This window comes from Pseudomonas sp. AC136, from assembly GCF_979258585.1.
In genome coordinates, this window is the sequence record NZ_OZ409865.1 from 708,719 (window position 1) to 730,672 (window position 21,954).

A 21,954-nucleotide genomic window follows, 5' to 3' on the forward strand; every position below is an offset into this window, starting at 1 on the left:
ACCTTTTATGCACGCTATCCGTAACTTGAAGATCGGCATTCGCCTGATCGCCGGCTTCACCCTGGTGGTGATTCTCACCGCCGTGGTGGGCGCACTGGGCATCATTAACCTGAGCAAGGTCAACGACCTGTCAGACCAGATGTACCAGCGCGAAATGATCGGCCTGAGCTATATGCAAACCGCCAACCTCAACCTCGCCTACGTGGGCCGTCACCTGCGCAGCAGCTTGCTGAGCACCAACGCCGAAGAGCGCGAGCGAACCATGGCTCAAGTGCACGAGGCGCTTAAAGCCATGCACGAAAACCTCGACAAAGCGCGCCCCAGCTTTAGCAGCCCGGAGTCACTGGCGCAGCTGGCCACCCTGACCAAAGAGCTGAACACCTACGAGCAAACCGCGCTGCGTATTCTCGACATCAACAAAGCCAGCGGCCGCTTTGCCGAGGCCAGCGACGTGATCGCCTTGCTGCCCGAGCTGCGTGCCCAGAGCAACGCCGCCGACGAAACGGTTGCCGGGCTGGTTGAGCAGAAAAAACACCGCGCTGGGGAAGCCAACGACACCATCACCACGATTTACCAAGACTCTCGTACGCAAATGGTCGTGCTGATTCTGATCGCCGCTGGGCTGGGCTTTGCCATTGGCATTCTGGTAACCCGCAGCATCACCCGCCCACTCAACCGTGCGGTGGACGTGGCTAACAGCCTGGCCGAGGGCGACCTCAGCGTGAGCATCACCTCGGACAGCAAAGACGAAACCGGCAAGCTGCTCGCCTCCATGCAGCACATGACCGAACGCCTGCGCACCGTGATGGGCGATGTGCGCAGCGCCGCCGATTCGTTGTCCTCGGCCTCCGAGGAAGTCAGCGCCACCTCCATGTCGCTGAGCCAGGCCGCCACCGAGCAAGCCGCCAGCGTGGAAGAAACCACTGCGTCGGTTGAACAGATGTCGGCCTCGATTGCGCAGAACACCGAAAGCGCGCAAATCACCGACGGCATTGCCGGCAAGGCGGCGAACGACGCCGTACAAGGTGGTCAGGCTGTGCGCGAGATGGTGCAGGCGATGAAACAGATCGCAGCGAAGATCGGCATCATCGATGACATCGCCTACCAGACCAATCTGCTGGCCCTGAACGCCGCCATCGAGGCTGCCCGTGCTGGCGACCATGGCAAAGGCTTCGCCGTCGTCGCTGCCGAGGTGCGCAAACTGGCAGAGCGCAGCCAGGTGGCCGCGCAGGAAATCGGCGGCGTGGCGAGCAACAGCGTCAGCCTCGCCGAACAGGCCGGCAAACTGCTCGACGAAATTGTGCCGAACATTCAAAAAACCTCGGACCTGGTGCAAGAGATCACCGCCGCGTCGCAGGAGCAATCCAGCGGCGCCGGGCAGATCAATATCGCCATGGGCCAGATGAACCAGATCACCCAGCAAAACGCCTCCGCCTCGGAAGAGCTGGCGGCCACCGCCGAGGAAATGAACGCCCAGGCCAGCCAGCTGCAGGAATTGATCGGCTACTTCCGTCTCGACAACTTCGCCGCTGCCGCCAGCCATAAACCGAGCCAACCGCGCGGGCCGAGCAACGTGCGCGAGCTGCGTCGCCAAGAGCCGCGCAAGCCCGGCCAAGGACTGGTGGATGAAGGCCAGTTCGTGAATTTCAACTAAGCCCCGGGACGCCACGCCATGCCTCACTTACAAGCCAGTGTTGCCGCCACGCCCGATAGCGTGCAGCACCTGTCGTTCCGGGTTCGTGACGCGCGCTATGCGCTGCCGATCGAGCTGGTGCGCGAGATTATCGAATACGGGCAGATCACTACGGTGCCGATGATGCCGAGCTTTATTCACGGTGTGATCAACCTGCGCGGCAACGTGGTGCCGGTGCTCGACCTGGCGGCGCGCTTTGGCATGCCACTGAGCGTGGCCAACAAGCGCACCTGCATTGTCATCATCGAACTGCACTTGGACGACCAAGAGCAGCGCATCGGTTTGGTGGTAGACGCCGTGGACGCCGTGCTGGATATCGACGGCACCACCGTTGAACCGCCGCCGCCCTTTGGCGCCGGCATCAACACCGACTTTATTGCCGGAATGGCCCGCGACGAGCGTGGTTTCACCATTGTGCTGGACGTGCGACGGGTGTTGTCGCTCGACGACATCCGCCAGTTGAGCCTCGCTCGCCAGGCCAGTTGATGCCCACCTCTAACCTGCCGAAACTCAGTGACAGCGACTTCCGCAGCCTGCAGCAGATGATGCTGCAGGCTTCCGGCATCCGTATGGCCGAACAGAAGCGCACGCTGATGGCAGGCCGTCTGATGAGCCGGCTGCGCGAACGCGGGGTGCCGAATTACGGCGCCTATATGCAGCTGATCAACGACCCCAACGAACAGGAAGAACGGCGTCTGGTGATCGACCTGTTGACCACCAACGAAACCTACTTTTTCCGCGAGCCGCAGCACTTTGAGGTACTGGGCGAGTGGCTGGGCCGGCAGCGCAAGCCGGTGCATATGTGGAGTGCGGCCAGCTCATCGGGCCAGGAAGCCTTCACCATGGCCATGGTCGCCGCCGAGCACTCACGCAGCCGCGACTGGTCGATTTTCGCCAGCGACCTCAGCCGCCGCGTTCTGGAAACCGCTCGCCGGGGCACCTACCCGCTCGACCAGGCCGACAACTTTCCCGCAGGCTGGCTGAAACGCCACTGTTTGCGCGGTGTGGAAGACAGCGAGGGTCTGTTTCGCATGAACCAGGAACTGCGCCACCGGGTGAACTTCGCCGAGGTCAACCTGATGCGCCCGATTCCCGCCGGTGTCGGCCCGTTCGACGTGATTTTCCTGCGCAACGTGTTGATCTACTTCGCCCAGGACGAAAAGCGCGCCATTACGCAACGCTTGGTCGAGCGCCTGCACCCTGGCGGCTTGCTGTTTATCGGCCACGCCGAAAGCCTGCACGGTTTCGACTTGCCGCTGCGAACCCTGCGCCCTTCGGTGTTTGAACGCCTTTAAGAAACGGAACCAGCCGATGCCCCATAACGCGCGGATCAAAGTATTTATCGTCGATGACTCGGCGCTGGTGCGTCAGGTGCTCACCGCCTGCTTGCACAGTCACCCCACCATCGACGTGATTGGCCAGGCCGCCGACCCGCTGTTTGCACTGGAAAAAATGCAGAAACAGTGGCCCGACGTTCTGGTGCTGGACGTGGAAATGCCGCGCATGGACGGCATCACGTTCCTGCGCAAAATCATGGCAGAGCGGCCGACGCCATCAATTATCTGCTCGACACTCACCGAAGCCGGCGCCGCCATCACCCTCGACGCCCTGGCGGCAGGCGCTGTAGGCGTGTTCACCAAAGCCAGGCTCGGGCTTAAAGACAGCTTGCAGCAGATATCCGGCGATCTGATCCGTCAGATTGAAATGGCCGCCCGCAGCAGCCCACGCGCCATGCCAAAGGCAACACCAGCGGCGTCTGTCGCAAAAACAGTGAGCGCTGCTGCCCAGCCGGAGCCGCATGCAGAAAAGCCGTCGCTGACCACCACCGATCGTGTGGTAGCACTCGGCACATCCACAGGCGGCACCCAGGCCCTGGAAGTGGTGCTGCGACAATTGCCGGCCGGCTGCCCCGGCATCGTCATCGTTCAGCACATGCCCGAGAAATTCACCGCCGCCTTTGCCCAGCGCCTCGACAGCCTCTGCGCCATCGACGTGCGCGAAGCCAAACACATGGACCGCGTGCGCCCCGGCCTGGCCCTCGTGGCGCCGGGTGGCAAACACATGCAGCTCAAACGCAGCGGCGCGCAGTACTTTGTGGAAGTGATTGATGGGCCACCGGTGAACCGGCACAAACCGTCAGTCGACGTGTTGTTCCGCTCGGTAGCCAAACACGCCGGCCACAACGCGCTGGGCATCATCATGACCGGCATGGGCGACGACGGCGCCCGTGGTCTGCTGACCATGCGAGAGGCCGGCGCGCGCACCGTGGCGCAGGACGAAGCCAGCTGCGTGGTATTCGGCATGCCCAAAGAAGCCTTGCGCATGGACGCTGCGCAAAGCACTGAATCACTCGGCAATTTGCCTAAGGTCATCATCCAATACGGGCGCACGGGGCCTTAGCGCTTAATCCGACGAACGCTGCGGTGCCCAACGCAGACGGCTTGCAGGCACTTTGCCGTGCACAATGATGGCCACTTGCCCATCAAATTGGCCGAACCTTCGCTACACTCCTTACTCATTGCTTATAAGCGCGGCCGTGTCGAGCCTCGCCTTGCGCCCGTGCGGCGCAGTTTGAGACAGGAGTCCAAGCAATGCGTAATCGCCGTTTCAACTCCCTTTATCTCTGGCAACACGGTCGCCACCATCGCCGCTGCCGCAGCGTGCCGCTATGACGTGTCGTCTGTTGCTGGCCGACGATCACGCGCTGATCCGCGTTGGCGTTCGGGCCATGATCGAAACCCTGCCAGGCTACGAGGTGGTCGGCGAAGCGCAGGACGGACGACAAACCGTCGACATGGCCCGTGCGTTGCACCCGGACATCATCTTGCTCGACGTCTCGATGCAGGGCGTCAGCGGCCTGGAAGCCCTGCGAGAGCTAGCCACCGCTGCACCCGACTCGCGCGTGCTAATGCTGTCGATGCACGCCGACGCCGAGGTGGTGGTGTCTGCCCTGGAAAAAGGCGCACGCGGTTACCTGCTAAAAGACGCCGCAATTGATGAACTGCACGAGGCGCTGAACGCCGTTGGGCGGGGTCAGCGTTACCTGAGTTCATCCATTGCCGAGCCCGTTCTGGAACGCGCCTTGGCACGCTCGAAACGCCCGCTATCGGTCGCGCAAAGCCTGACTGAGCGGCAGATCGAAATTCTGCGTTTGATTAGCCGGGGCGTGAGCACGCGCCTGATTGCCGAAGGGTTGGGGTTGAGCGTGAAGACCGTGGAGGCGCACCGGGCGCAGATTATGAAGCGGCTGCATATTCATGATGTCGCGGGGTTGGTGCTGTATGCCGTGCGCGAAGGGATTGTTGATCCGGATGATTGATGAGCGCATCCGCGTTCCGACTTCCGACATTCCCGTGCAGGGTCGCGGTCCGACTACTCGGGATCCAAAGCATTTCGCCGGGTAAGCGACCGAGGCATTTACTCCATTGCGACGTGGCGAACCCGCTACCGCACTTCGCTCCGAAACTCTGGATTCCCGCCTGCGCGGGAATGACGGAGGTTATTCATACACCACCGTCATTCCCGCGTAGGCGGGAATCCAGAATCTCAAGCCGGTGCAGAGGATTCATTACCGCGTGCGCTGAACCTTTTGTTTCGCGCCTACCAGCGCGCGCGCCTGCGCGACGACTCCACTCGGCCTGCGAACAATGGGGCAGGTAGATCAGAAGGGCAGATCCACAGCAGATCAAAACATCGCGGCTGAAGCCGCTCCTACAAACTGCGCCTTCTGGCTCAATGCTTGGGCATAAACCCTGGCGGCTTGGTCGCCAGCCAGCTCACAAACGTCTGCAAACGCTCATCGCTGAGCAGCGCATCGCGGCTGTTATAGGCCAGCGCCAATTCCTTCTCGCTAAACAATCGATGAATCTGGTTATGGCACGCCCGGCATACCCATAGCGTGGCGGTGATGCGTTCGCTTTTGGCGAATTGCTTTTGCACGTAGGGCTTGTTGTGCAGCGCTTTGGGTATCAGGTGATGCCGGGTGAGCGGCACGGGGCGTTGGCACAGTTCGCACTGGTCGGGCTGGGGCGGAAGGCGGATCGGTTCGGGCATCGCGGGGCTGATTAGCGCTTGCGGCAGAGCGTCAGACCATCGCCGATGGGCAGAAGCGAGAGGTCGACACGGGCGTCGGTTTTCAGGCGGCGGTTCAGCGCTTGAATCGCGCGGGTGTCTGGGCTGTCGGGCGATTTTTCGAGCACGCGGCCGCTCCACAGGGTGTTGTCGAACAGAATTACGCCACCGGTGCGCACCAGGGCCAGGGCGTGTTCCAGATAAACCGGGTAGTTGGCTTTGTCAGCGTCGATAAAGATCAGGTCGAAACTCTCGCCGCGCCCTTCCCGCTCCAGTTGGCCCAAGGTTTCCAGCGCCGGCGCCAGGCGCAGTTCGATGCGCTCTTGCAGTTCGGCTTGAAACCAGTAGCGACGGGCGATTTGGTTGTAGTCGCCGGGCAGGTCACAGCACAGCAGATGGCCGTCTTCGGGCAAGGCGCTGGCCATGCTTAGGGCGCTGTAGCCGGTGAAGGTGCCGATTTCCAACAGACGCTTGGCGCCGGTGAGTTTCACCAGCAGCGCGAGAAACTGGCCCTGCTCCGGCGCCACTTGCCAGCGCGCCATGGGCATTGCCTGGGTTTCTTCTCGTAGGCGTTTGAGCAGTGGCGTTTCACGCAGGGAAACGTCGAGCAGGTAGTGGTAGAGCGCGTCATCGAGGGCGAGTGTTCGAGCGGTCATGCGGTGCGTCCTTGGCAGGGGTCACTAAAAAACAAAGCGGCGCCGGTGGCTCAAGGAGTGCGCGCCAGGCGGGCTGGGCTCAAAACGCGCTTGGCGTCGACGTAGCTTTTCAGCCAATAGGCGGTGGACAGGCTGTCCAGGCGCACGGTTCCGCCGCTGGATGGCGCGTGGACGAAGCGCCCTTCCCCAACGTAGATACCCGCGTGGCTGACTTTGCCGCCGCCAGCTGTGGCGAAGAACACCAGATCGCCGGCCTGCAAGGCTTCACGCTTTACGCTGGGGGCGCCCATGCTGACCATTTCGCGGGTGGAGCGCGGCAGCGAGATGCCCGCGGCGTCGCGGTACACATAGCCGATCAGGCCGCTGCAATCGAAGCCGCTGTCCGGCGTGTTGCCACCGTAACGATACGGCGTGCCGACCAGGCCCAGGGCGCGAAACAACACATCGTCGGCCGCATCGCTCTGCGTGGCGCTAGGTGGGGCGAAAACGATGGGTTTGGAAGGAGGCGGTGAGCTGGCGCAGGCAGAAAGCAGCGCAGCAATTAGAACAAGCAGGACACGGGCCGGAGCAGGCATAAGCGGGGCGGCTCAGAGATGGTTCGGCGTACTCTGCCTTTGAGATGGCCGTGGCGCAAGGGCTAGGTGCATTTTGCCGGCGCTGCGGGCTCCTACGGAAACTTGCAAACCCGCCAACGCAAAACCCCCGATCAACGGGGGTTTTGTTGGCCGACCACTGATTAGGGGTGCAGCGGGTTGCGGCTGACTTGCGCGGTGTTCACCGAGGCCATCGCCAGCGCGCGTTTGGCTTCGATAAAGGTGCGGCTCCAGTATTTGTCGTCAAGGCTGTCGACGCGGACACCGCCGCTCTTACTGCTGCTGGAGTGAATGAACTGATCATCACCCAGGTAGATACCGGCGTGGCTGACACGACCGCGACCGTGGGTGCTGAAGAACAGCAGGTCGCCCGGTTGCAGATCACCGCGAGCAACCAGCGGCGCGTCGAGGTTGATCATTTCGCGGGTGGAGCGCGGCAGGCTCATGCCGGCTTCTTCTTTGAACAGGTAGCCGATGAAGCCACTGCAATCGAAACCGGTGTTGGCCGAGGTGCCGCCGAAGCGATAACGGGTGCCTACCAGCGACAGGCCGTGGGCCAGGATGCTGTCGGCGAAAGACGGGAGTTGATAAGGCTGGTCCTGAGCAAAGTCGGGTAACGGGTCGAGGCCGTCATCGGATTCTTCATCAGCAATGGATTGCTGGCTGATGGTTTGCTGAGGAACTTCAGTTACTTGCGGGGCTGGCTGCATGCCAGCACAGGCCACGAGGAACACTGAAAGTGCGAGGGGCACGAGGGGTGCAGAGCGTTTGAGCATGGGCACGACCGTGGACTAAAAATTTATGAAGGCGCGAATATGCCTTCCATAACGGTTATATGCAAATTTAATTGGCCAGAGTGTGACTCAGTAGTATCGGCAACACATCTAACGCTTTCCCGCGAATATGGACGTCCACATACGGGCTCAAAGCCCCGTCCTGCGGGTTTATCTCCACCGTAAAGCCCCCCGCCTGACGCGTGCGCAAAACAGGTTCGGCGATGTAGGGAAAGCTGGCCGTCGTGCCCACCGCCACAACCAGGTCAAAACCCTTGCGAAGCTCGTGGTAGAGCGTCTCGATGGCTTTTTCCGGCAGCATCTCCTCGAATAAAACGACCGGCGGTCGGAGAATGCCCGCACATTGTTCGCACCTTGGCGGCAAGGGCCTGTCCAAGTGCGCCGCCAATTCCTGGCTCACCGCTCCGCACGACTGGCAATACAGTGGCGCCAGTTCGCCGTGAATTTCGATCAAACGCTCTGGATCACAGCCGGCCTGGCGGTGATAGCCGTCGATGTTCTGCGTCAGCACCCAGCACCCCGGAAGACGCCGCTGCATCTCGGCGATGGCGTAGTGACCGGCGTTGGGTTTGGCATTCAGGCAGGCGCGACCGAGTTCGGCGAGATATTTCCAACACAGCGCTGGATCACGTTGCAGCATGGGACCGGATAACGCGGCTTCGATGGGAATGCCTTCCGCCGTTTCCCCGTTGTACAGGCCGCCCAGGCCGCGATAGGTCGGTAAGCCCGAATCGGCTGACAATCCGGCGCCAGTGATGAACAACACGCGCTGGGCGCGCTGCAACGCTTCGATCACCCGTGCATCCATCCCGCCGCCCTCCTCTGACCGTCTTTGCTGTAGGAGCCAGCTTGCTGGCGAACCCTGTTCATCTTGATGCCGGCGTTGCAGGGTTCGCGAGCAAGCTCGCTCCTACGCAGCGTGGTTAGTGATTCACCGTATGCGCCAGCATCCACGACAGCTGCGCCATCGACCGGCCGCTCTGCTCATGCCAGGTATTGAACGCGGCCTGCACGGTGGCGAGGTCTTTGAGGCTGGTGGGCACCTTGTCGATGATGTCCTGCGCGCGCAGCGCGGCGACCATATCGTCGGTGGGAATAAACGTGTCTTTGCCCGCCATGCGCAGAAAACGCGGCGCCGACAGCCCGCCCATTTGGCTGCCGTGCTTGGCTATGTATTTCCACAGCCCAACGATATCGGTCACCGGCCACTCGGCAATCAGCGCACCAAAACTGCCACGCTCCTCGGCAACGTCGAGAATGAACTGAGCGTTACGCGGCACGCTTTTCAGCTTGCCTAGGTGCCGGATGATGCGGGCGTCTTGCATCAGCCGTCCAAGGTGGTCGGCGCCCATCAGCACAACCTTCTCCGGGTCGAAACTGAAGAACACTTGCTCGAACGCCGGCCATTTGGCGTCGACCAGGCTGTGCTTGAGCCCGGCGCGAAAAACCCTTAGCGCAATCAAGGACAAATAACGGTCATCAGTTATTTTGCGCAGTTGCGCTGGGGTTTTGACGCTCGGCAGTTGAGCCTCGAGTTTGGCCTGCGAACCGAAGCGATTCAGGCAGTACTCGTTGAGCCATTTGTAGTCGCGCATCCGGCTTCCTATATATAGAGGCGAAGTCTGGTGAAGCCCGGCGCTTTTACAGGTTCATCACATTGAGAAAGCGCGACGGGGCGCTCTCGTCGATACGCAGGTTCTCAAAGTCGAACAGCTTGCGGTCCGCCAATTGCGACGGCATCACGTTCTGCAAGGCGCGGAACATTATCTCGGTACGGCCCGGCGTCTTGCGCTCCCACTCAAGCAACATTTCCTTGACCACCTTGCGCTGCAGGTTTTCCTGCGAGCCGCACAGGTTGCACGGAATGATTGGGAAGCCTTGCAGCTCGGAGTACGCCTCGATGTCTTTCTCGCTGCAATACGCCAGCGGGCGAATCACCACGTTACGGCCGTCGTCGGCGCGCAATTTTGGCGGCATGGCTTTAAGCGTGCCGCCGTAAAACATATTAAGGAAGAAGGTTTCCAGAATGTCGTCGCGGTGGTGACCGAGCGCCATCTTGGTGGCGCCGATCTCGTCGGCGAAGGTGTACAACGTGCCGCGACGCAGACGTGAACACAGCGAACAGGTGGTTTTGCCTTCCGGCACTTTGTCCATCACCACCGAGTAGGTGTCTTTCTCGACGATGTGATACGGCACGCCGATGCTTTCCAGGTACTGCGGCAACACGTGCTCGGGAAAGCCGGGCTGCTTCTGGTCCATGTTCACGGCGACAATTTCAAACTTGATCGGCGCGACCTTCTGCAGGTGCAGCAGCACATCAAGCATGGTGTAGCTGTCCTTGCCGCCGGACAGACAGACCATCACCTTGTCGCCCTCTTCGATCATGTTGAAGTCGGTGACCGCCTCGCCGGCTTGGCGACGGAGGCGTTTCTGCAGTTTGCTTTGATTTACCGAAAGGGTGCCCATGGTGCGAAGGTCCGGAAGTGCTGAACGCGAAGGCGCGCATTTTACGCAGAAAGGAACGTTTGCCCTACCCCCAAACGACGCGACGCGGTGGTCACTGTTTGTTCAAATCCCAGTCAAAGCGGTAGCGCACTTCGCCGTCAAAGGCCTGGAGTTTCTGCGCCAAAGCCGGCTCGGCATACTGAAGCAGGTGCTTGCGCACGCCTTTCTCGCCGCCGAAGTCGTCGGCATACCAGTCGTAGATACGCGAAAGTCGAAGCTCTTTGTCTTTGAACGACACACCGCGCGGATTGTTGATGTAAGCGCGGGCGCCGTCGCTGAGTTGCTGCTCGGTGTTTTTTGCACTGAGGGTGAACGACGGCATGTTCGGCGAACCCAGGCTGGCGGAGCTGAGTACGTAAAACAGCCGTGGGTCGCGCCAGAACGGCCGCAGGATGCGGTGCTGAATGTCGCTGAGACTGAGCTTGTAGCCGTCCACTTCCACCACTTTCTTGTCCCACGGGCCGAACTGGTACCAGGCGCCGAGGCTGGTGATGGAATCCACCGGGTATTTCTTCAGCACCAGTTTGGTCACCAGCGCGTTGTACAGATTGACCCAATAGGCGAACTGCTCGGCGCGGGTGAATTGACGCGGGTCGAGGTCGCTTAGCTGGTCGATATACACATCAAGCAGGCGCCGATGCACCTTGTCGACGCCGGCGTAATCGAAGCGCGCGATGCCATCGGTTGGGCTGGTTTTCAGGTAGCGGGTCAGCAGTTCCTGCCAGGCGCTGTGGTCAATATGGGCGGCGCGGCTTTCATCGCTGGCGTTCCAGATTTCCCACGGGTCGGCAGATGGCGCAGCGCTGGCCAGACCGGGAAGCAGCGTGCCAGCGAACAACAAGGAAGCGACAGCAAACAGGGTGCGCAATCGGCGCATACGGCAACTCTCCATCACGGCTTCACGGGCCGCAGTCTGCTGCGTGGGACAGGCCTGAACCTTGCGAGTTCCGCCACACAAGCCCGTGCTTTCGCTGTGCTAGGCTGCGGCCATGACCCTAGACCCCGCCTCCACCCTGCCCCGTGAACTCGATAACAGCCTGGACCTGGCCGATCAGGTGTTGCTGCTGTTGCGCGAGTCGCCCAATGGCTGCAGTGAATATCAGCTCATTCAGCAGCTGAAAAAGCGCCACTCCACGCACATTCCCCACCTGAACCTGGCGGACAAACTGGTGCTGTTTCGTACGCACTTTTTGTTATTCAACGCCCTGTACCGCCTGCGCGATCAGCTGTGGCAAGCGCAGACGGATCATTTATTGATCAATCCGCTGTCCGTGCAGTTGCTGCCATATACGCCCGGCGAAGCGCAGCTCACGGATGCCGATCCACTTCGCGCCTATTACCTCGACCTCGGCCATTTACGCGAGACCAGCGAAGCCGATGTGGAGAAACTTCTCACCAGCTTCTGGAAACGCATGCAAGGCGGTGACGAAAAGCGGGCGGCGCTCGAGTTGTTCGAGCTCGACAGCAGCACCGAGGCGCTCAATCTCGCCACTGTCAAACAGCGTTACCGCCAGCTCGTCAGCCAGTACCATCCCGACCGTGGCGGTAGCACCGCGCGGCTGCAATCGATCAATTTGGCGATGGAAATTCTTGCTCGCTATTACCGCTGACCTTTAGAGACTGATTTGCTCTAAAACCACGCCCCACGCGGCCTCCAGCCCCTGCCTATACTGCGACATACGGTCGCATTGGTTCGGCCCTGCACCCGGTAGCGCTACTCACGCGCCTCGGGCGCTACGCTGGGGGGCGACCGTTATAACAAGAGGAGGTATCTCGCATGATCCATCACGTTTGGGGGCTATTCGCGCATCCTGATCAAGAGTGGCAAGAGATCCGCGGCGAAGAAGAAAGCATCAGTCACATGTATCTCACCCATGTGCTCATCCTTGCCGCGATTCCCGCAGTGTCTGCCTATATAGGAACCACGCAGGTTGGCTGGACGGTGGGTAACGGAACACCCGTCATGCTCACCGAAGCAAGCGCGCTGTGGATGACAGCCATGACCTACCTGGCAATGCTGGGCGGTGTGGCCGTCATGGGCGCGTTTATCAATTGGATGGCGCGCACCTATGACGCCAGCCCGGACATGGGTCGCTGTATCGTGTTTGCCGCTTACACCGCGACCCCCTTGTTTATTGGCGGGCTCGCCGCGCTGTATCCCAACCTCTGGCTCGCCATGGCCGTTGGCACGGCGGCGATCTGTTACACGGTCTACCTGCTTTATGTCGGCATACCGACGTTTATGAACATTCATCAGGACGAAGGCTTCCTGTTTTCCAGCTCGGTGCTGGCAGTGGGGCTGGTCGTGCTGGTAGCGATGATCGCCATGTCGGTGATCTTCTGGGAAATGGGCGTGGGCCCGGTCTACACCAGCTAAAAATCGGAGCCACTGATACAACGAAACCGCCGTTTGGCGGTTTCGTTGTTTTAGGCAAGTGGCAAGCGGCGCGCTTGGGCATAATCGCGCCTGTTATCCGGAGGAACTCGATGCCCGAACTGCTTAATGCTCGTGTCGAGGCTTGTTATCAGCAAGCCGAAGCGTTTTTCAGACGCCGCTTTACCCGCCCCCAAGTCAGCCTCAAGTTACGTGGCCAGAAAGCCGGGGTGGCTCACCTTGATGAAAACCTGCTGCGCTTCAACCCTCAGCTCTATCGCGAAAACCAGGAACACTTTTTAAAGCAAACCGTGGCTCACGAAGTCGCGCACATGATCGCCCGCGAAATGTTCGGCCGGCACATTCAGCCCCATGGCGAGGAATGGCAGTTGATCATGCAGGGCGTGTACGAATTGCCGGCCGACCGCTGCCACACCTATGAGATTCAGCGCCGCAGCGTGACCCGCTACGTATACAGCTGCGCGTGCCCAGACCGTGATTTTCCCTTCTCGGCGCAACGCCACACCCTGGTGCGCAAGGGCCGGCGCTATTACTGCCGCAGCTGCAAAGCGACCTTGGTTTACAGCGGCGAGCAGCGCGAAGAATAACGTCAGCATTGCCGGAACCGAGTCGGTAATCGCGGCGTGGCTTCAGCCGTAACGTTCTGACGCAGGGCTTTTTTCCACCTCGCCGACTCGCGCCACAACACCTCATCGGCAAACAAACGAAACAGCTCGAACTACTTCGCAGCACGGCCAGTCGGTATTAAAGGCGCGGCAAAGATCACGCCAAATCCGATTAGCCTACGAGGTGAACCATGAACGCGATTGACCTGCTCAAAGCCGACCACAAGGTTGTGCTCGATCTGCTGGAACAACTCAGCGCCACCACCGAACGTGCGGTGAAAAAACGCGTTGAGCTGATCAACAAAATCGAGATGGAGCTGTTCGTCCATACCCATATCGAAGAAGAAATTTTCTACCCGGCCTACAAAAAAGCCGGCGAGAAAGAACAAGCGAAAATGTACTTCGAAGCCATCGAAGAGCACCGCGCTGTGGATGCTCTGGTGCTCCCGCATTTGAAAGGCACAGCGCCGGACAGTGTCGAGTTTTCCGGCCGCGCCAAAGTGCTCAAAGAATTGCTTGAGCACCACATCGAGGAAGAGGAAGAGTCGATGTTCAAGGAAGCGAAAAAACTGCTGAGTGCGGCCCAGCTCAAAGAACTGGGTGCCGAGATGGAAGCGCGCAAAACCTCGCTGAAGAGCGAGCTGCAGCAACAACGTAGCGCCGCTTAATCGTCACCACCTGGCCAAGCAGACACCACCGGTTCTGCTTGGCCGCCCTCCCCACTTAACGCGGCCGCGTTACCCGCAGCACCACGGCAGCGATGCGGTCTGCATTGGCATAGGCCGGTTCCAGCAGTTCCTCGCCGAACACATCCGGATCCATCTCCCAGTACTGCCAATCGAACCCGGCTGCGTGCAGCAGTGGGCGGATGCTGGCGGCGAACGGATCGTCGCCCTCGACCATGGCCACGCCCGTGTACAACAACAACGTACCGCCAGGCGCCAAACGCTGGAGCGCCGTATCGACAATGGCGATCGACAGACCGGCGCCATGCTCACCACCGCCATCGCGGTAGGCGCGGCCTTCGGCGTCGGCCATGTACGGCGGGTTGGCGATGATGAGACCGAACTGCCCCTGCACCTGATCCAGTAGATTGCTATGGGCGACCTGCACGTTATCAGCGCCCGCCAGTTCAGCATTTATAGCGGTGTAACGCAGCGCCTGCGGGTTGATGTCCAGCGCCAACACCTCAGCATCCGGTCGTTCAACCGCGGCCACAATTGCGCCGACGCCTGCACCGCAGCCGATGTCCGCGATGCGCAGCGTCGGCCGCGTGTCGTCATGGAGATGGGCGAGTAAGGCTTGGACGAAGCGGTAGCTATCGGGGCCGAAAAACACGGCGTCCTGTTCCTGCGTGGGGAAGCGCGAGTGTACGAACAGCTGACCATGCAGTGACGACCAACGCACCCGACTCTCCGAGCCTTCGGCGCGCTCGTCGAGACACTTGGCCTCACGCAGCAGAGTCAGTAAGCGGGTATCGAGCACGTCGCCTCTGAACGGCCGGCTCCAGCCAAACACATCGCGAAGGTGTGCGGCGAATTCGTTGCCGGGTCGGGCATTGACGCGTTCGTGGGTCAGCGGAGTAACGGTGGTGAAGCGATAGCCAAGCGCCTTCAACGCCAGGCCCAACTGCACAAGCGCCCCATGGGATTCGGCGCTTGACGGGGTAATGCCTTGGCTCATGCCGCGCTCCTAGCGAACCAATGTGGACAGAATTCGGGTGGCCATCAGACCGGCCGGGGTGCAATGGGTGGCAGGACCGGCCAGGCTGAGCAACCGGCGCTCGCGCTCCTCGGTGCTCAACGTGGCGAGTTCCTGGGCAAGGGCGTATTGCTCGCGATCGATGTCGCTGCTCTCCACCAGGCCGCCAAGCGCTTGCGGTTCGACATAACGGTGAGAGGCTCGCATACGGCGCGTCGCGTCTGCCTTGCTCGCCGGGCGGCGCTTGGCCGGCAGCGCTTCCTGGGTTTGCAGCCAGTCACCGGCAATCCAGTCGTGCAGCACTTGCAGCTCGTATGGACTGAACACGCCAAACATGGCCGCGCCCTCGCCCTGCACCAAATGCCAGAAACGGCTGTTATCGGGTGCCTGGTTGCGGCAAATCCACCCGCGCGATTGCAGGGCGTCGAGAAAACCGCGAATCGGCTCAGGCCCGCTCAGCCATTCGTTCACGGTACGGCCTTCAATGCGGCAGTAATCCGAATGCACCTGGCCAGCCAGCGAGCGTTTGCTTTCCAGCAGCGTGAGCAGTTCGTGTTCCAGATCGAACGCCTGGACGACGGCAGTCGAGCCGAGGCCCAAGTCGTTGAGCAGGTAGCCGTGGCAGACGCGTCGGTAAAATTCCTCGCTGTCGCCAACTTGCGGCATGTTGTCCAGCACCGTGCGCACCGCTTTATGCGCGTGACCGGACGCGGCGTTATCGATCGTCACGTGCAGCTTAAAGTAGTACGGGTCGATGCCCAGTTCGTCCAACTCATAGGCGCTGATTAACAGGTGCAACGGCAACTGTTCGTAGCCCAGGTTGTAGCCGATCACTTCTGGCAAGTAATGCTCGGCCAGCATTCCAAGCGACAGCTGAACCGCGCCCTGCAGGTAGTTTTCGTCACCCAGGGTCGCCAACTCTTCGCAACCGTGGGTGCTCAGCAGCTGTTGGTACATGAGCACATGGTTCATGGCCGGAACGCCGTCGCCGAGTTCTTCCAAGTAGGTTTGCACCAGGAAATTCAAACGGCTGTCGCGCCAGTGCGGCATCACGCCGTAGAGCCAGGCGCCGTCGACCAGCTTGGTCGGCGCCACCGCGCGCAGAAAGTACAGCGCATGGGCACGGCAGCTAAAAAAGCGCCGTGGCTCGCCTAGTTTTCGACCGTGTAAATACTGGTTGTAGTCGGCGGTAGTGCGCGCTGTGCTGGCACGCATCCAGTGCAACAACTGCTGCGGATTTTCCGGCAGGTCGCACGGCAAGTTGGCCGCGTGCTGCAGCTGCGCATCCAGAAAACGCCGCGCGCTATCCAGATGCTCGTTTGGCTCACTCAATAATTTTACGTAGAGCTCCTGGGCCGGCCCGCGATGGGGGGTGAGCGTCGCGAAGTCGAGATGTTCCGTATCGACCAGACTCAAGATGGACATTGCATACTCCTGGCAGGCACCTCAAATGAGGCATAGAAGTGGGAGCCAAGGGCGCGCGTAAAGATTCCACCTATTCGCTGAACGGTCGAGGCCATGGGCACAGCAGCGCAAACAAAAGGTGGAACCGGGCACCCGGCGCGACCGTCTTTTGCTGTAGCACCGGTGAAACATTTTGCCCGCAAGGACACCGCCCCCATGGCCGCCATCAAGCCCCTGAATTTCGGCATCGAAGAGGAATACTTTCTCTCGGATCTAACCACCCGCGAACTGGTCCGCCAGCCCGCCGCGGCCTACCTTCCAGCCTGCCGCGAAGCGCTGCCCGAGATGGTGACTGCGGAAATGTTTACCTCGCAGATAGAGGTGGTCACGCCCATTCTCAGTAGCCAGCAGGAGGCGCGCGAATGCCTGAGCCATGCGCGCACCACGCTGTCATGGCTGGGCGAAGAACACGGGCTCGGCATCATTGCAGCGGGCACGCATCCATTGGCGCAATGGCAGGCGCAGCGGCCCACCGACCTGCCCCACTACGACGATTTGTTCACCGACATGCAAATGGTGGCGCAGCGCAGCATTTTGTGTGGCTTGCATGTGCATGTGGGCGTGCCTGGCGACCGTATCGTGGTGATGAACCGCGTGTTGCCCTGGTTGCCCCTGTTGTTGGCGCTGAGTGCCTCGTCGCCATTTTTCGGCGGGCGGCTGTCCGGCTTGCACAGCTACCGGCAAGCGGCCTGTGATGAATGGCCACGCATGGGCTCACCCGAGCATTTTGACAGTCAGGCCGACTACGAACGCTATGTGGATGCCTTGGTGGAAAGCGGCAGCGTTCGCGGCCGCAGCGATGTGTGGTGGAATATTCGCCCGGCGCTGCGCTTCCCCACGCTGGAGCTGCGCGTGACCGATGCCTGCCCGCATTTGGAAGACGCGCTGTGCATCGCCGCCTTGTTTCGTGCGCTGGTGACTTACGCCCTGCACAACCCCAGCCCGGGCCCAAGCGACACGCCCTTGCAACGCCAGCTGCTCAAGGAGAATCGCTGGCGCGCCAAGCGTTACGGCATTCAGGGCGACTACATTGAGCCGGGCACGCAGCGCAGCATCAGCCTTGAACAGTGGCTCAGCAAAACCTGGGAAATGGTTGGCGACTACGCCCACGCAGGTGGCGATGACAGCGCCTACGAGCACGCGCAACGCATGCTCAACCGGGGCACCAGTGCCATCGAGCAGGCACAGCATTACCAAAGCGCGATGAGACGCGGCGCCTCGACGCTCCAAGCGCTGAGCGGCGTGGTCGACCTGTTGCGCAATCAGACGCTCAGCGTTTAGCAGCACGTGCCTCTTGCTGGCCGCGCCGAAGGGCGAAACAATCCGGCACCTCACCGGTAGGCCATCAGGAGTCGAAATCATGAGCGACCGCATCGTGCGTTTGCTGGGCATCAAGCATCCCATCATTCAAGCGCCCATGGTCGGCGTATCAACACCCGAGCTGGCGGCCGCTGTATCGAACGCCGGAGCGCTGGGCTCCATCGGCCTGGGCGCGAGCAACGCCGACCAGGCGCGCGTGCTGATCGAAAATACCCGCGCGCTCACGGCTGCACCGTTCAACGTCAATCTTTTCTGCCATCGACCGGCCAAGCCCGACGCCACCTGCGAAGCTGCCTGGCTGAAACAGCTGACACCGTTGTTCAACGAATTGAACGCCGCCCCGCCCGAACAACTGAAGGAAAGCTACCGCAGCTTTCTGGCCAGCGAAGACGTGCTGCAAGTCCTGCTGAGTGAGCGGCCTGCGGTGGTCAGTTTTCACTTCGGCCTGCCGTCAAACGAATGGATTGCAGCGCTAAAGAAAGCCGGCATCGTCACCCTCGCCTGCGTCACCAGCCCGGCAGAGGCGCAACTGGCTGAAGCCGCTGGCGTTGATGCGTTGGTCGCCCAAGGGGTCGAAGCCGGCGGTCATCGGGGCGTGTTCGAGCCAGGCGAAGATTGCCTGCTCGGCACCTTTGCACTGGTTTCCCTGATCGTCCGCGCCAGCTCACTGCCGGTGATCGCCGCAGGGGGAATCATGGACGGCAACGGCATCGCCGCCGCCCTTGCACTTGGCGCCGAGGGCGTGCAGCTGGGCACCGCCTTTATTCTGTGCCCGGAATCGGCCGCGAACGCTGCCTACCGCGAAGCCCTGGTCGGCCCGCGCGCGCATCAGACACGCATCAGCGCCGCCATTTCCGGACGCCCAGCGCGTGGCATGGTCAACCGGTTATTCACTGAACTGGACCGCGGCACGCCGCCTGACTACCCCATCGCTTACGACGCCGCAAAAGCGCTGGTAGCCGCTGCAGCCGCACAAGGTAATGGCGACTTCGCCGTGCAGTGGGCCGGTCAAGGTGCGCCGCTTGCTCGGGCATTACCAGCGGCAGAGTTGGTGGAAACCCTGGTCCGAGAATGGCGCGCCGCTCATTGATTCGCTACGTTTCCGAACGCCCCGTGCCTTCGCGACCGCGCTCGTAGTGGTGCGCCAACTTGAACGCCGGAAGCCACGCTTCGCGACGCAGCGTCCAGCTTTCGTAGGTGGGCGTGAACTGATCCGGCGCGTCCAGCGCACCGAGGTTCACCTCCACGTCATCGCCGCTGCGGTTGAACACCGACGAGCCACAACGCGGGCAGAAAAACCGTTCCCCATAGCTCGCGGTTTCGCCTTCAATCGCCACCGCCTCTTGAGCGAAAATCGCCGAGGCATGGAACAACGCGCCGTGGTATTTGCGGCAGTCCAAGCAGTGGCACAATCCCACCCGATACGGCTGCCCGTTCGCTACAAACCGCACGTTGCCGCACACGCACCCTCCCGTGAAAGACGCCATGATTAACCTCCAATAAAGGCTCGAGTGTGATGGGCTAGTGACAGCGTAGGTGCGCAGGAATTCTGGGTGGAAAACGGCTTCATTGCGAAGCACACAACGATTAAGGGGCAGCGCTGGCAAGCCCGAAGCGAAGGAATGCAGATGTTTGTGTTGATGGAATTCAAAGAAGAATCGATGGCTGAGTACGTCAATTCGGCGCTACGTAGATACGGCGTCGACTGTCAGGTTTTAAACGTGGGGGTGTTCCCTGACGGTTCAGCCGCGTTCGCCATCGTCTGTTTCCTCACGGTCGAAATGGATCAAGGACGGCATCTGCTCTACACCAGCCACGAATTTATGGCTGACATTCATCCTGAAGCGGCGATCGTATTGCAAAGGCTTCGCCAGGAACACAATCAGCGGCTCATTCGTTGGCTTACCTCAAAGCCGGTGCTCATCGTGAGCCTTGTGGGGTTGGCAGTGGGCGGTCTTGGTTATCTGTTCGCCCGCTGAAAACAGCGGCAAATCTCTACAGCGACGTTCCCCGACCAACTGGTTTTCCCGCAATCCGTTTTCCTTCCTGGCGGCTGACTTCCTGCGCCTGCCCGTCGCGCTGCTTGCCTTGGCGCGCCTGGCCGATCAACTGAGGAATCAGTGGCCCTTCGGATAAATGTCGCCAGAATCGCCCCGGCATGTGCTGGGCCATAACGGTGGGGTTTATCCGGGCCGGGTTGAAAATGTGCCGGTAGTAGGTGCGCCACAACTCGGCATCGGGATCTTCAGCGTGTTGCGCCCATTGGCGCCACTGCTCGGGGCAATGCTTGCGATAGTCCAGAGTGTGGCCGTCGTAACGAATGCCGTCTTCGGGCGTGGCGATCAACCAGCGTTCGCGCCCGAGGCGATCGGCAAAATGCCCGCTGGCACTTTCGAGAATGTCATGGGCCGGTTCATGGAAGGCTACCCAGTCCAATTGCAGGTGCTCAACGAGCGCAGGCGGCACCGGAATGAAGCGAAGGAATGCGTGCAAGTGGTGAGCTTCGCGGCTGACCTGCCGGATACGCCGCTGCAATTCGCTGCCTAAACGATCACCGGCCAGCATGGCGGTGCGATCACCATGGGCCACGCGCCACAGCACCTCATAAAGCAAGCTCCAGCGTTGGTCGCCACGATAGCGACCGGCCTGTTCCAGTTGTGTCAGCAGCTCCGCCGGAATGCGCGGCCGAAACGGCCCGCGCTCGGCTGGCAGTGGCGTCGGTTGCGCCAGCAGGTCGTGCATCAGACCTTGCGCCCAGACCACGTCCGCCGGATCCACGCTATGGCTGAGCAGCATGCGGGCCTGCTCGCGCCAGGTATCGAAGTGGTTGTCGCAATCGAGCGCAATCATCCCCAGAGCCCCATTTGCAGTGGCGCTTGCGGCTCGCGTAACCGTTCGCGCAATAGCCCGCTGCGCACGCCAGCGTCTGCGGGCCGGTAATCGCTGGTCACGATGAAGGGCCGGGCTTTGTCTAGCACACAACGCATTTGCACCAAGTCGTCGTAGCGAATTCGTCGTTCGCGGCGAAGCGCCACCAGCCGCTGCACACTGCGCAGACCAATGCCGGGAATGCGCGCCAACAGCGCCGGCTCAGCGCGGTTTACGTCCAGGGGAAACACCTCACGATTGGCCAGCGCCCAGGCCAATTTCGGGTCGATATCCAAGGCCAGATTGCCGCCTTCTTTAAGCAGTTCCCCGGCGTTGTAGCCGTAGCCGCGCATTAGAAAATCGGCCTGATACAGGCGATGTTCACGTAACAGCGGCGGCGCAGCGTGGGGCACGCTGGCCGGGCTGTCGGGAATCGGGCTAAAGGCCGAGTAATACACGCGCTTGAGGGCGAAGCCCTGATACAGCGATTCGGCGTTGTGCAGAATCGTGCGGTCATCGGTGGCATCGGCGCCGACAATCATCTGAGTACTCTGCCCTGCCGGCGTGAATCGCGGCGCCCGGGCTTCGCCCGCGACCGCTTGTTGCCCCTGATAAATGGTGCCCATGGCATCACGAATGGTGCTGGCGCGTTTTTCCGGCGCCAGTAATTCCAGGCTCGCATCAGTGGGCAATTCAATATTCACGCTCAAGCGATCGGCCAGCCGCCCCGCTTCCTCAATCAACAGCGGGTCAGCATCCGGAATGGTTTTGAGGTGAATGTAGCCGCGAAACTCATGCTCCTCGCGCAACAAGCGCGCCACACGAATCAGCTGCTCCATGGTGTAGTCAGCCGAGCGAATAATGCCCGAGCTCAGAAACAGCCCGCTGATGCAGTTGCGCCGATAGAAATCCAGGGTCAGGCGCACCACTTCTTCCGGCGTAAACCGCGCTCTGGGCACGTTGCTGGAGCGACGGTTAACGCAGTACTGGCAGTCGTATAAACAGAAATTGGTGAGCAGTACCTTGAGCAACGAAACGCAGCGGCCGTCCGGCGTGAAGCTGTGGCAAATGCCCATGCCATTGGTGGCGCCTAGCCCGTCGCGGTCTTTGGAGCTGCGCTTGGGCGCACCACTGCTGGCGCACGATGCGTCGTACTTGGCGGCATCCGCGAGAATGCCGAGCTTGGCAATGAGTTGCATGATTCACGCCCTAATACTGATTATTCATACAGTAGTTCAGGAGCGTTCTGGCATGCAAGCCTTGCGCTTGGGCTGCCGACCATTGGCCGC

The 21,954-nt window shown here is 60.9% G+C and carries 25 protein-coding genes; 12 read left to right on the top strand and 13 right to left on the bottom strand.

Annotation, left to right across the window (positions count from 1 at the left end):
• Positions 1 to 7 precede the first annotated feature (7 nt).
• The 5 genes from ACZZZU_RS03140 to ACZZZU_RS03160 all read left to right on the top strand — a co-directional run bounded on the left by ACZZZU_RS03140 (position 8) and on the right by ACZZZU_RS03160 (position 5,012).
• On the top strand, positions 8 to 1,654 hold the full coding sequence (locus ACZZZU_RS03140) for a methyl-accepting chemotaxis protein (RefSeq protein WP_463549711.1): 1,647 nt from the start codon (positions 8 to 10) through the stop codon (positions 1,652 to 1,654).
• Positions 1,655 to 1,672: 18 nt separating this feature from the next.
• Positions 1,673 to 2,179, top strand: a complete 507-nt coding sequence (locus tag ACZZZU_RS03145) for a chemotaxis protein CheW (protein ID WP_463382763.1) — start codon at positions 1,673 to 1,675, stop codon at positions 2,177 to 2,179.
• Positions 2,179 to 2,988 (top strand): CheR family methyltransferase, encoded by an 810-nt coding sequence (locus ACZZZU_RS03150; RefSeq protein ID WP_463382764.1) that lies wholly within the window; start codon positions 2,179 to 2,181, stop codon positions 2,986 to 2,988. The genes ACZZZU_RS03145 and ACZZZU_RS03150 overlap by 1 nt, the downstream gene beginning before the upstream one ends.
• Positions 2,989 to 3,004: 16 nt before the next feature.
• Positions 3,005 to 4,093, top strand: a complete 1,089-nt coding sequence (locus ACZZZU_RS03155) for a protein-glutamate methylesterase/protein-glutamine glutaminase (RefSeq protein WP_463549712.1) — start codon at positions 3,005 to 3,007, stop codon at positions 4,091 to 4,093.
• Positions 4,094 to 4,361: 268 nt separating this feature from the next.
• Positions 4,362 to 5,012 (top strand): response regulator, encoded by a 651-nt coding sequence (locus tag ACZZZU_RS03160; RefSeq protein ID WP_463549713.1) that lies wholly within the window; start codon positions 4,362 to 4,364, stop codon positions 5,010 to 5,012.
• Positions 5,013 to 5,425: 413 nt separating this feature from the next.
• On the opposite strand, the gene ACZZZU_RS03165 is transcribed toward ACZZZU_RS03160, so the two are convergent.
• From ACZZZU_RS03165 to ACZZZU_RS03200, 8 genes are all read right to left on the bottom strand, one after another.
• A complete protein-coding gene (locus ACZZZU_RS03165) occupies positions 5,426 to 5,746 on the bottom strand; it encodes a hypothetical protein (RefSeq protein WP_463382766.1) in 321 nt (106 codons plus the stop codon).
• Between the two features lie 11 nt (positions 5,747 to 5,757).
• Positions 5,758 to 6,420 (bottom strand): class I SAM-dependent methyltransferase, encoded by a 663-nt coding sequence (locus ACZZZU_RS03170; RefSeq protein ID WP_463549714.1) that lies wholly within the window; start codon positions 6,418 to 6,420, stop codon positions 5,758 to 5,760.
• Between the two features lie 50 nt (positions 6,421 to 6,470).
• On the bottom strand, positions 6,471 to 6,995 hold the full coding sequence (locus ACZZZU_RS03175; RefSeq protein ID WP_463549715.1) for a C40 family peptidase: 525 nt from the start codon (positions 6,993 to 6,995) through the stop codon (positions 6,471 to 6,473).
• Positions 6,996 to 7,156: 161 nt separating this feature from the next.
• Positions 7,157 to 7,789 (bottom strand): C40 family peptidase, encoded by a 633-nt coding sequence (locus ACZZZU_RS03180; RefSeq protein ID WP_122495970.1) that lies wholly within the window; start codon positions 7,787 to 7,789, stop codon positions 7,157 to 7,159.
• 67 nt (positions 7,790 to 7,856) lie between these two features.
• Complete coding sequence (locus ACZZZU_RS03185) at positions 7,857 to 8,615, bottom strand: NAD-dependent deacylase (RefSeq protein WP_463549716.1); 759 nt, start codon at positions 8,613 to 8,615, stop codon at positions 7,857 to 7,859.
• Between the two features lie 115 nt (positions 8,616 to 8,730).
• Positions 8,731 to 9,402: a DNA-3-methyladenine glycosylase I gene (locus tag ACZZZU_RS03190; protein WP_463549717.1), complete on the bottom strand. Its 672-nt coding sequence runs from the start codon at positions 9,400 to 9,402 to the stop codon at positions 8,731 to 8,733.
• 46 nt (positions 9,403 to 9,448) lie between these two features.
• The gene (ttcA, locus tag ACZZZU_RS03195; RefSeq protein ID WP_463549718.1) at positions 9,449 to 10,273 is read right to left on the bottom strand and encodes a tRNA 2-thiocytidine(32) synthetase TtcA; all 825 of its coding nucleotides are present in this window, start codon (positions 10,271 to 10,273) and stop codon (positions 9,449 to 9,451) included.
• Between the two features lie 91 nt (positions 10,274 to 10,364).
• Positions 10,365 to 11,189, bottom strand: coding sequence for a DUF547 domain-containing protein (locus ACZZZU_RS03200; protein WP_463549719.1), 825 nt, complete (start codon positions 11,187 to 11,189; stop codon positions 10,365 to 10,367).
• Between the two features lie 112 nt (positions 11,190 to 11,301).
• Here ACZZZU_RS03200 and ACZZZU_RS03205 point away from each other — a divergent pair, with 112 nt between their 5' ends.
• The 4 genes from ACZZZU_RS03205 (at position 11,302) to ACZZZU_RS03220 (ending at position 13,980) form a co-directional block, all read left to right on the top strand.
• Positions 11,302 to 11,922, top strand: a complete 621-nt coding sequence (locus tag ACZZZU_RS03205; protein ID WP_463549720.1) for a DNA-J related domain-containing protein — start codon at positions 11,302 to 11,304, stop codon at positions 11,920 to 11,922.
• 167 nt (positions 11,923 to 12,089) lie between these two features.
• A complete protein-coding gene (locus ACZZZU_RS03210; RefSeq protein WP_122495962.1) occupies positions 12,090 to 12,689 on the top strand; it encodes a Yip1 family protein in 600 nt (199 codons plus the stop codon).
• 110 nt (positions 12,690 to 12,799) lie between these two features.
• The gene (locus tag ACZZZU_RS03215) at positions 12,800 to 13,294 is read left to right on the top strand and encodes a SprT family zinc-dependent metalloprotease (protein WP_463549721.1); all 495 of its coding nucleotides are present in this window, start codon (positions 12,800 to 12,802) and stop codon (positions 13,292 to 13,294) included.
• 209 nt (positions 13,295 to 13,503) lie between these two features.
• Positions 13,504 to 13,980: a hemerythrin domain-containing protein gene (locus ACZZZU_RS03220; protein WP_122495958.1), complete on the top strand. Its 477-nt coding sequence runs from the start codon at positions 13,504 to 13,506 to the stop codon at positions 13,978 to 13,980.
• Positions 13,981 to 14,035: 55 nt separating this feature from the next.
• Here ACZZZU_RS03220 and ACZZZU_RS03225 read toward each other — a convergent pair whose 3' ends face one another.
• The gene (locus ACZZZU_RS03225; RefSeq protein ID WP_463549722.1) at positions 14,036 to 14,995 is read right to left on the bottom strand and encodes a methyltransferase; all 960 of its coding nucleotides are present in this window, start codon (positions 14,993 to 14,995) and stop codon (positions 14,036 to 14,038) included.
• Between the two features lie 9 nt (positions 14,996 to 15,004).
• Positions 15,005 to 16,438 carry an iron-containing redox enzyme family protein gene (locus ACZZZU_RS03230; protein ID WP_463549723.1) on the bottom strand — a complete coding sequence of 478 codons (1,434 nt, stop codon included), beginning with the start codon at positions 16,436 to 16,438 and terminating at the stop codon, positions 15,005 to 15,007.
• A 195-nt stretch (positions 16,439 to 16,633) separates the two neighbouring features.
• Between ACZZZU_RS03230 and ACZZZU_RS03235 the strand changes: the two genes are divergently transcribed.
• Positions 16,634 to 17,758 carry a carboxylate-amine ligase gene (locus tag ACZZZU_RS03235; protein WP_463549724.1) on the top strand — a complete coding sequence of 375 codons (1,125 nt, stop codon included), beginning with the start codon at positions 16,634 to 16,636 and terminating at the stop codon, positions 17,756 to 17,758.
• Positions 17,759 to 17,837: 79 nt separating this feature from the next.
• Positions 17,838 to 18,887 carry an NAD(P)H-dependent flavin oxidoreductase gene (locus ACZZZU_RS03240; RefSeq protein ID WP_463549725.1) on the top strand — a complete coding sequence of 350 codons (1,050 nt, stop codon included), beginning with the start codon at positions 17,838 to 17,840 and terminating at the stop codon, positions 18,885 to 18,887.
• A 4-nt stretch (positions 18,888 to 18,891) separates the two neighbouring features.
• Here the strand turns inward: ACZZZU_RS03240 and ACZZZU_RS03245 are convergent, their stop codons facing one another.
• Positions 18,892 to 19,284, bottom strand: a complete 393-nt coding sequence (locus ACZZZU_RS03245) for a GFA family protein (RefSeq protein WP_463549726.1) — start codon at positions 19,282 to 19,284, stop codon at positions 18,892 to 18,894.
• 66 nt (positions 19,285 to 19,350) lie between these two features.
• Here ACZZZU_RS03245 and ACZZZU_RS03250 point away from each other — a divergent pair, with 66 nt between their 5' ends.
• A complete protein-coding gene (locus tag ACZZZU_RS03250) occupies positions 19,351 to 19,776 on the top strand; it encodes a hypothetical protein (RefSeq protein WP_463549727.1) in 426 nt (141 codons plus the stop codon).
• 16 nt (positions 19,777 to 19,792) lie between these two features.
• Here the strand turns inward: ACZZZU_RS03250 and ACZZZU_RS03255 are convergent, their stop codons facing one another.
• Together ACZZZU_RS03255 and ACZZZU_RS03260 are read right to left on the bottom strand one after the other, a co-directional pair.
• Complete coding sequence (locus tag ACZZZU_RS03255) at positions 19,793 to 20,647, bottom strand: TIGR03915 family putative DNA repair protein (protein ID WP_463549728.1); 855 nt, start codon at positions 20,645 to 20,647, stop codon at positions 19,793 to 19,795.
• On the bottom strand, positions 20,644 to 21,864 hold the full coding sequence (locus ACZZZU_RS03260; RefSeq protein WP_463549729.1) for a putative DNA modification/repair radical SAM protein: 1,221 nt from the start codon (positions 21,862 to 21,864) through the stop codon (positions 20,644 to 20,646). The genes ACZZZU_RS03255 and ACZZZU_RS03260 overlap by 4 nt, the downstream gene beginning before the upstream one ends.
• Positions 21,865 to 21,954: the final 90 nt, after the last annotated feature.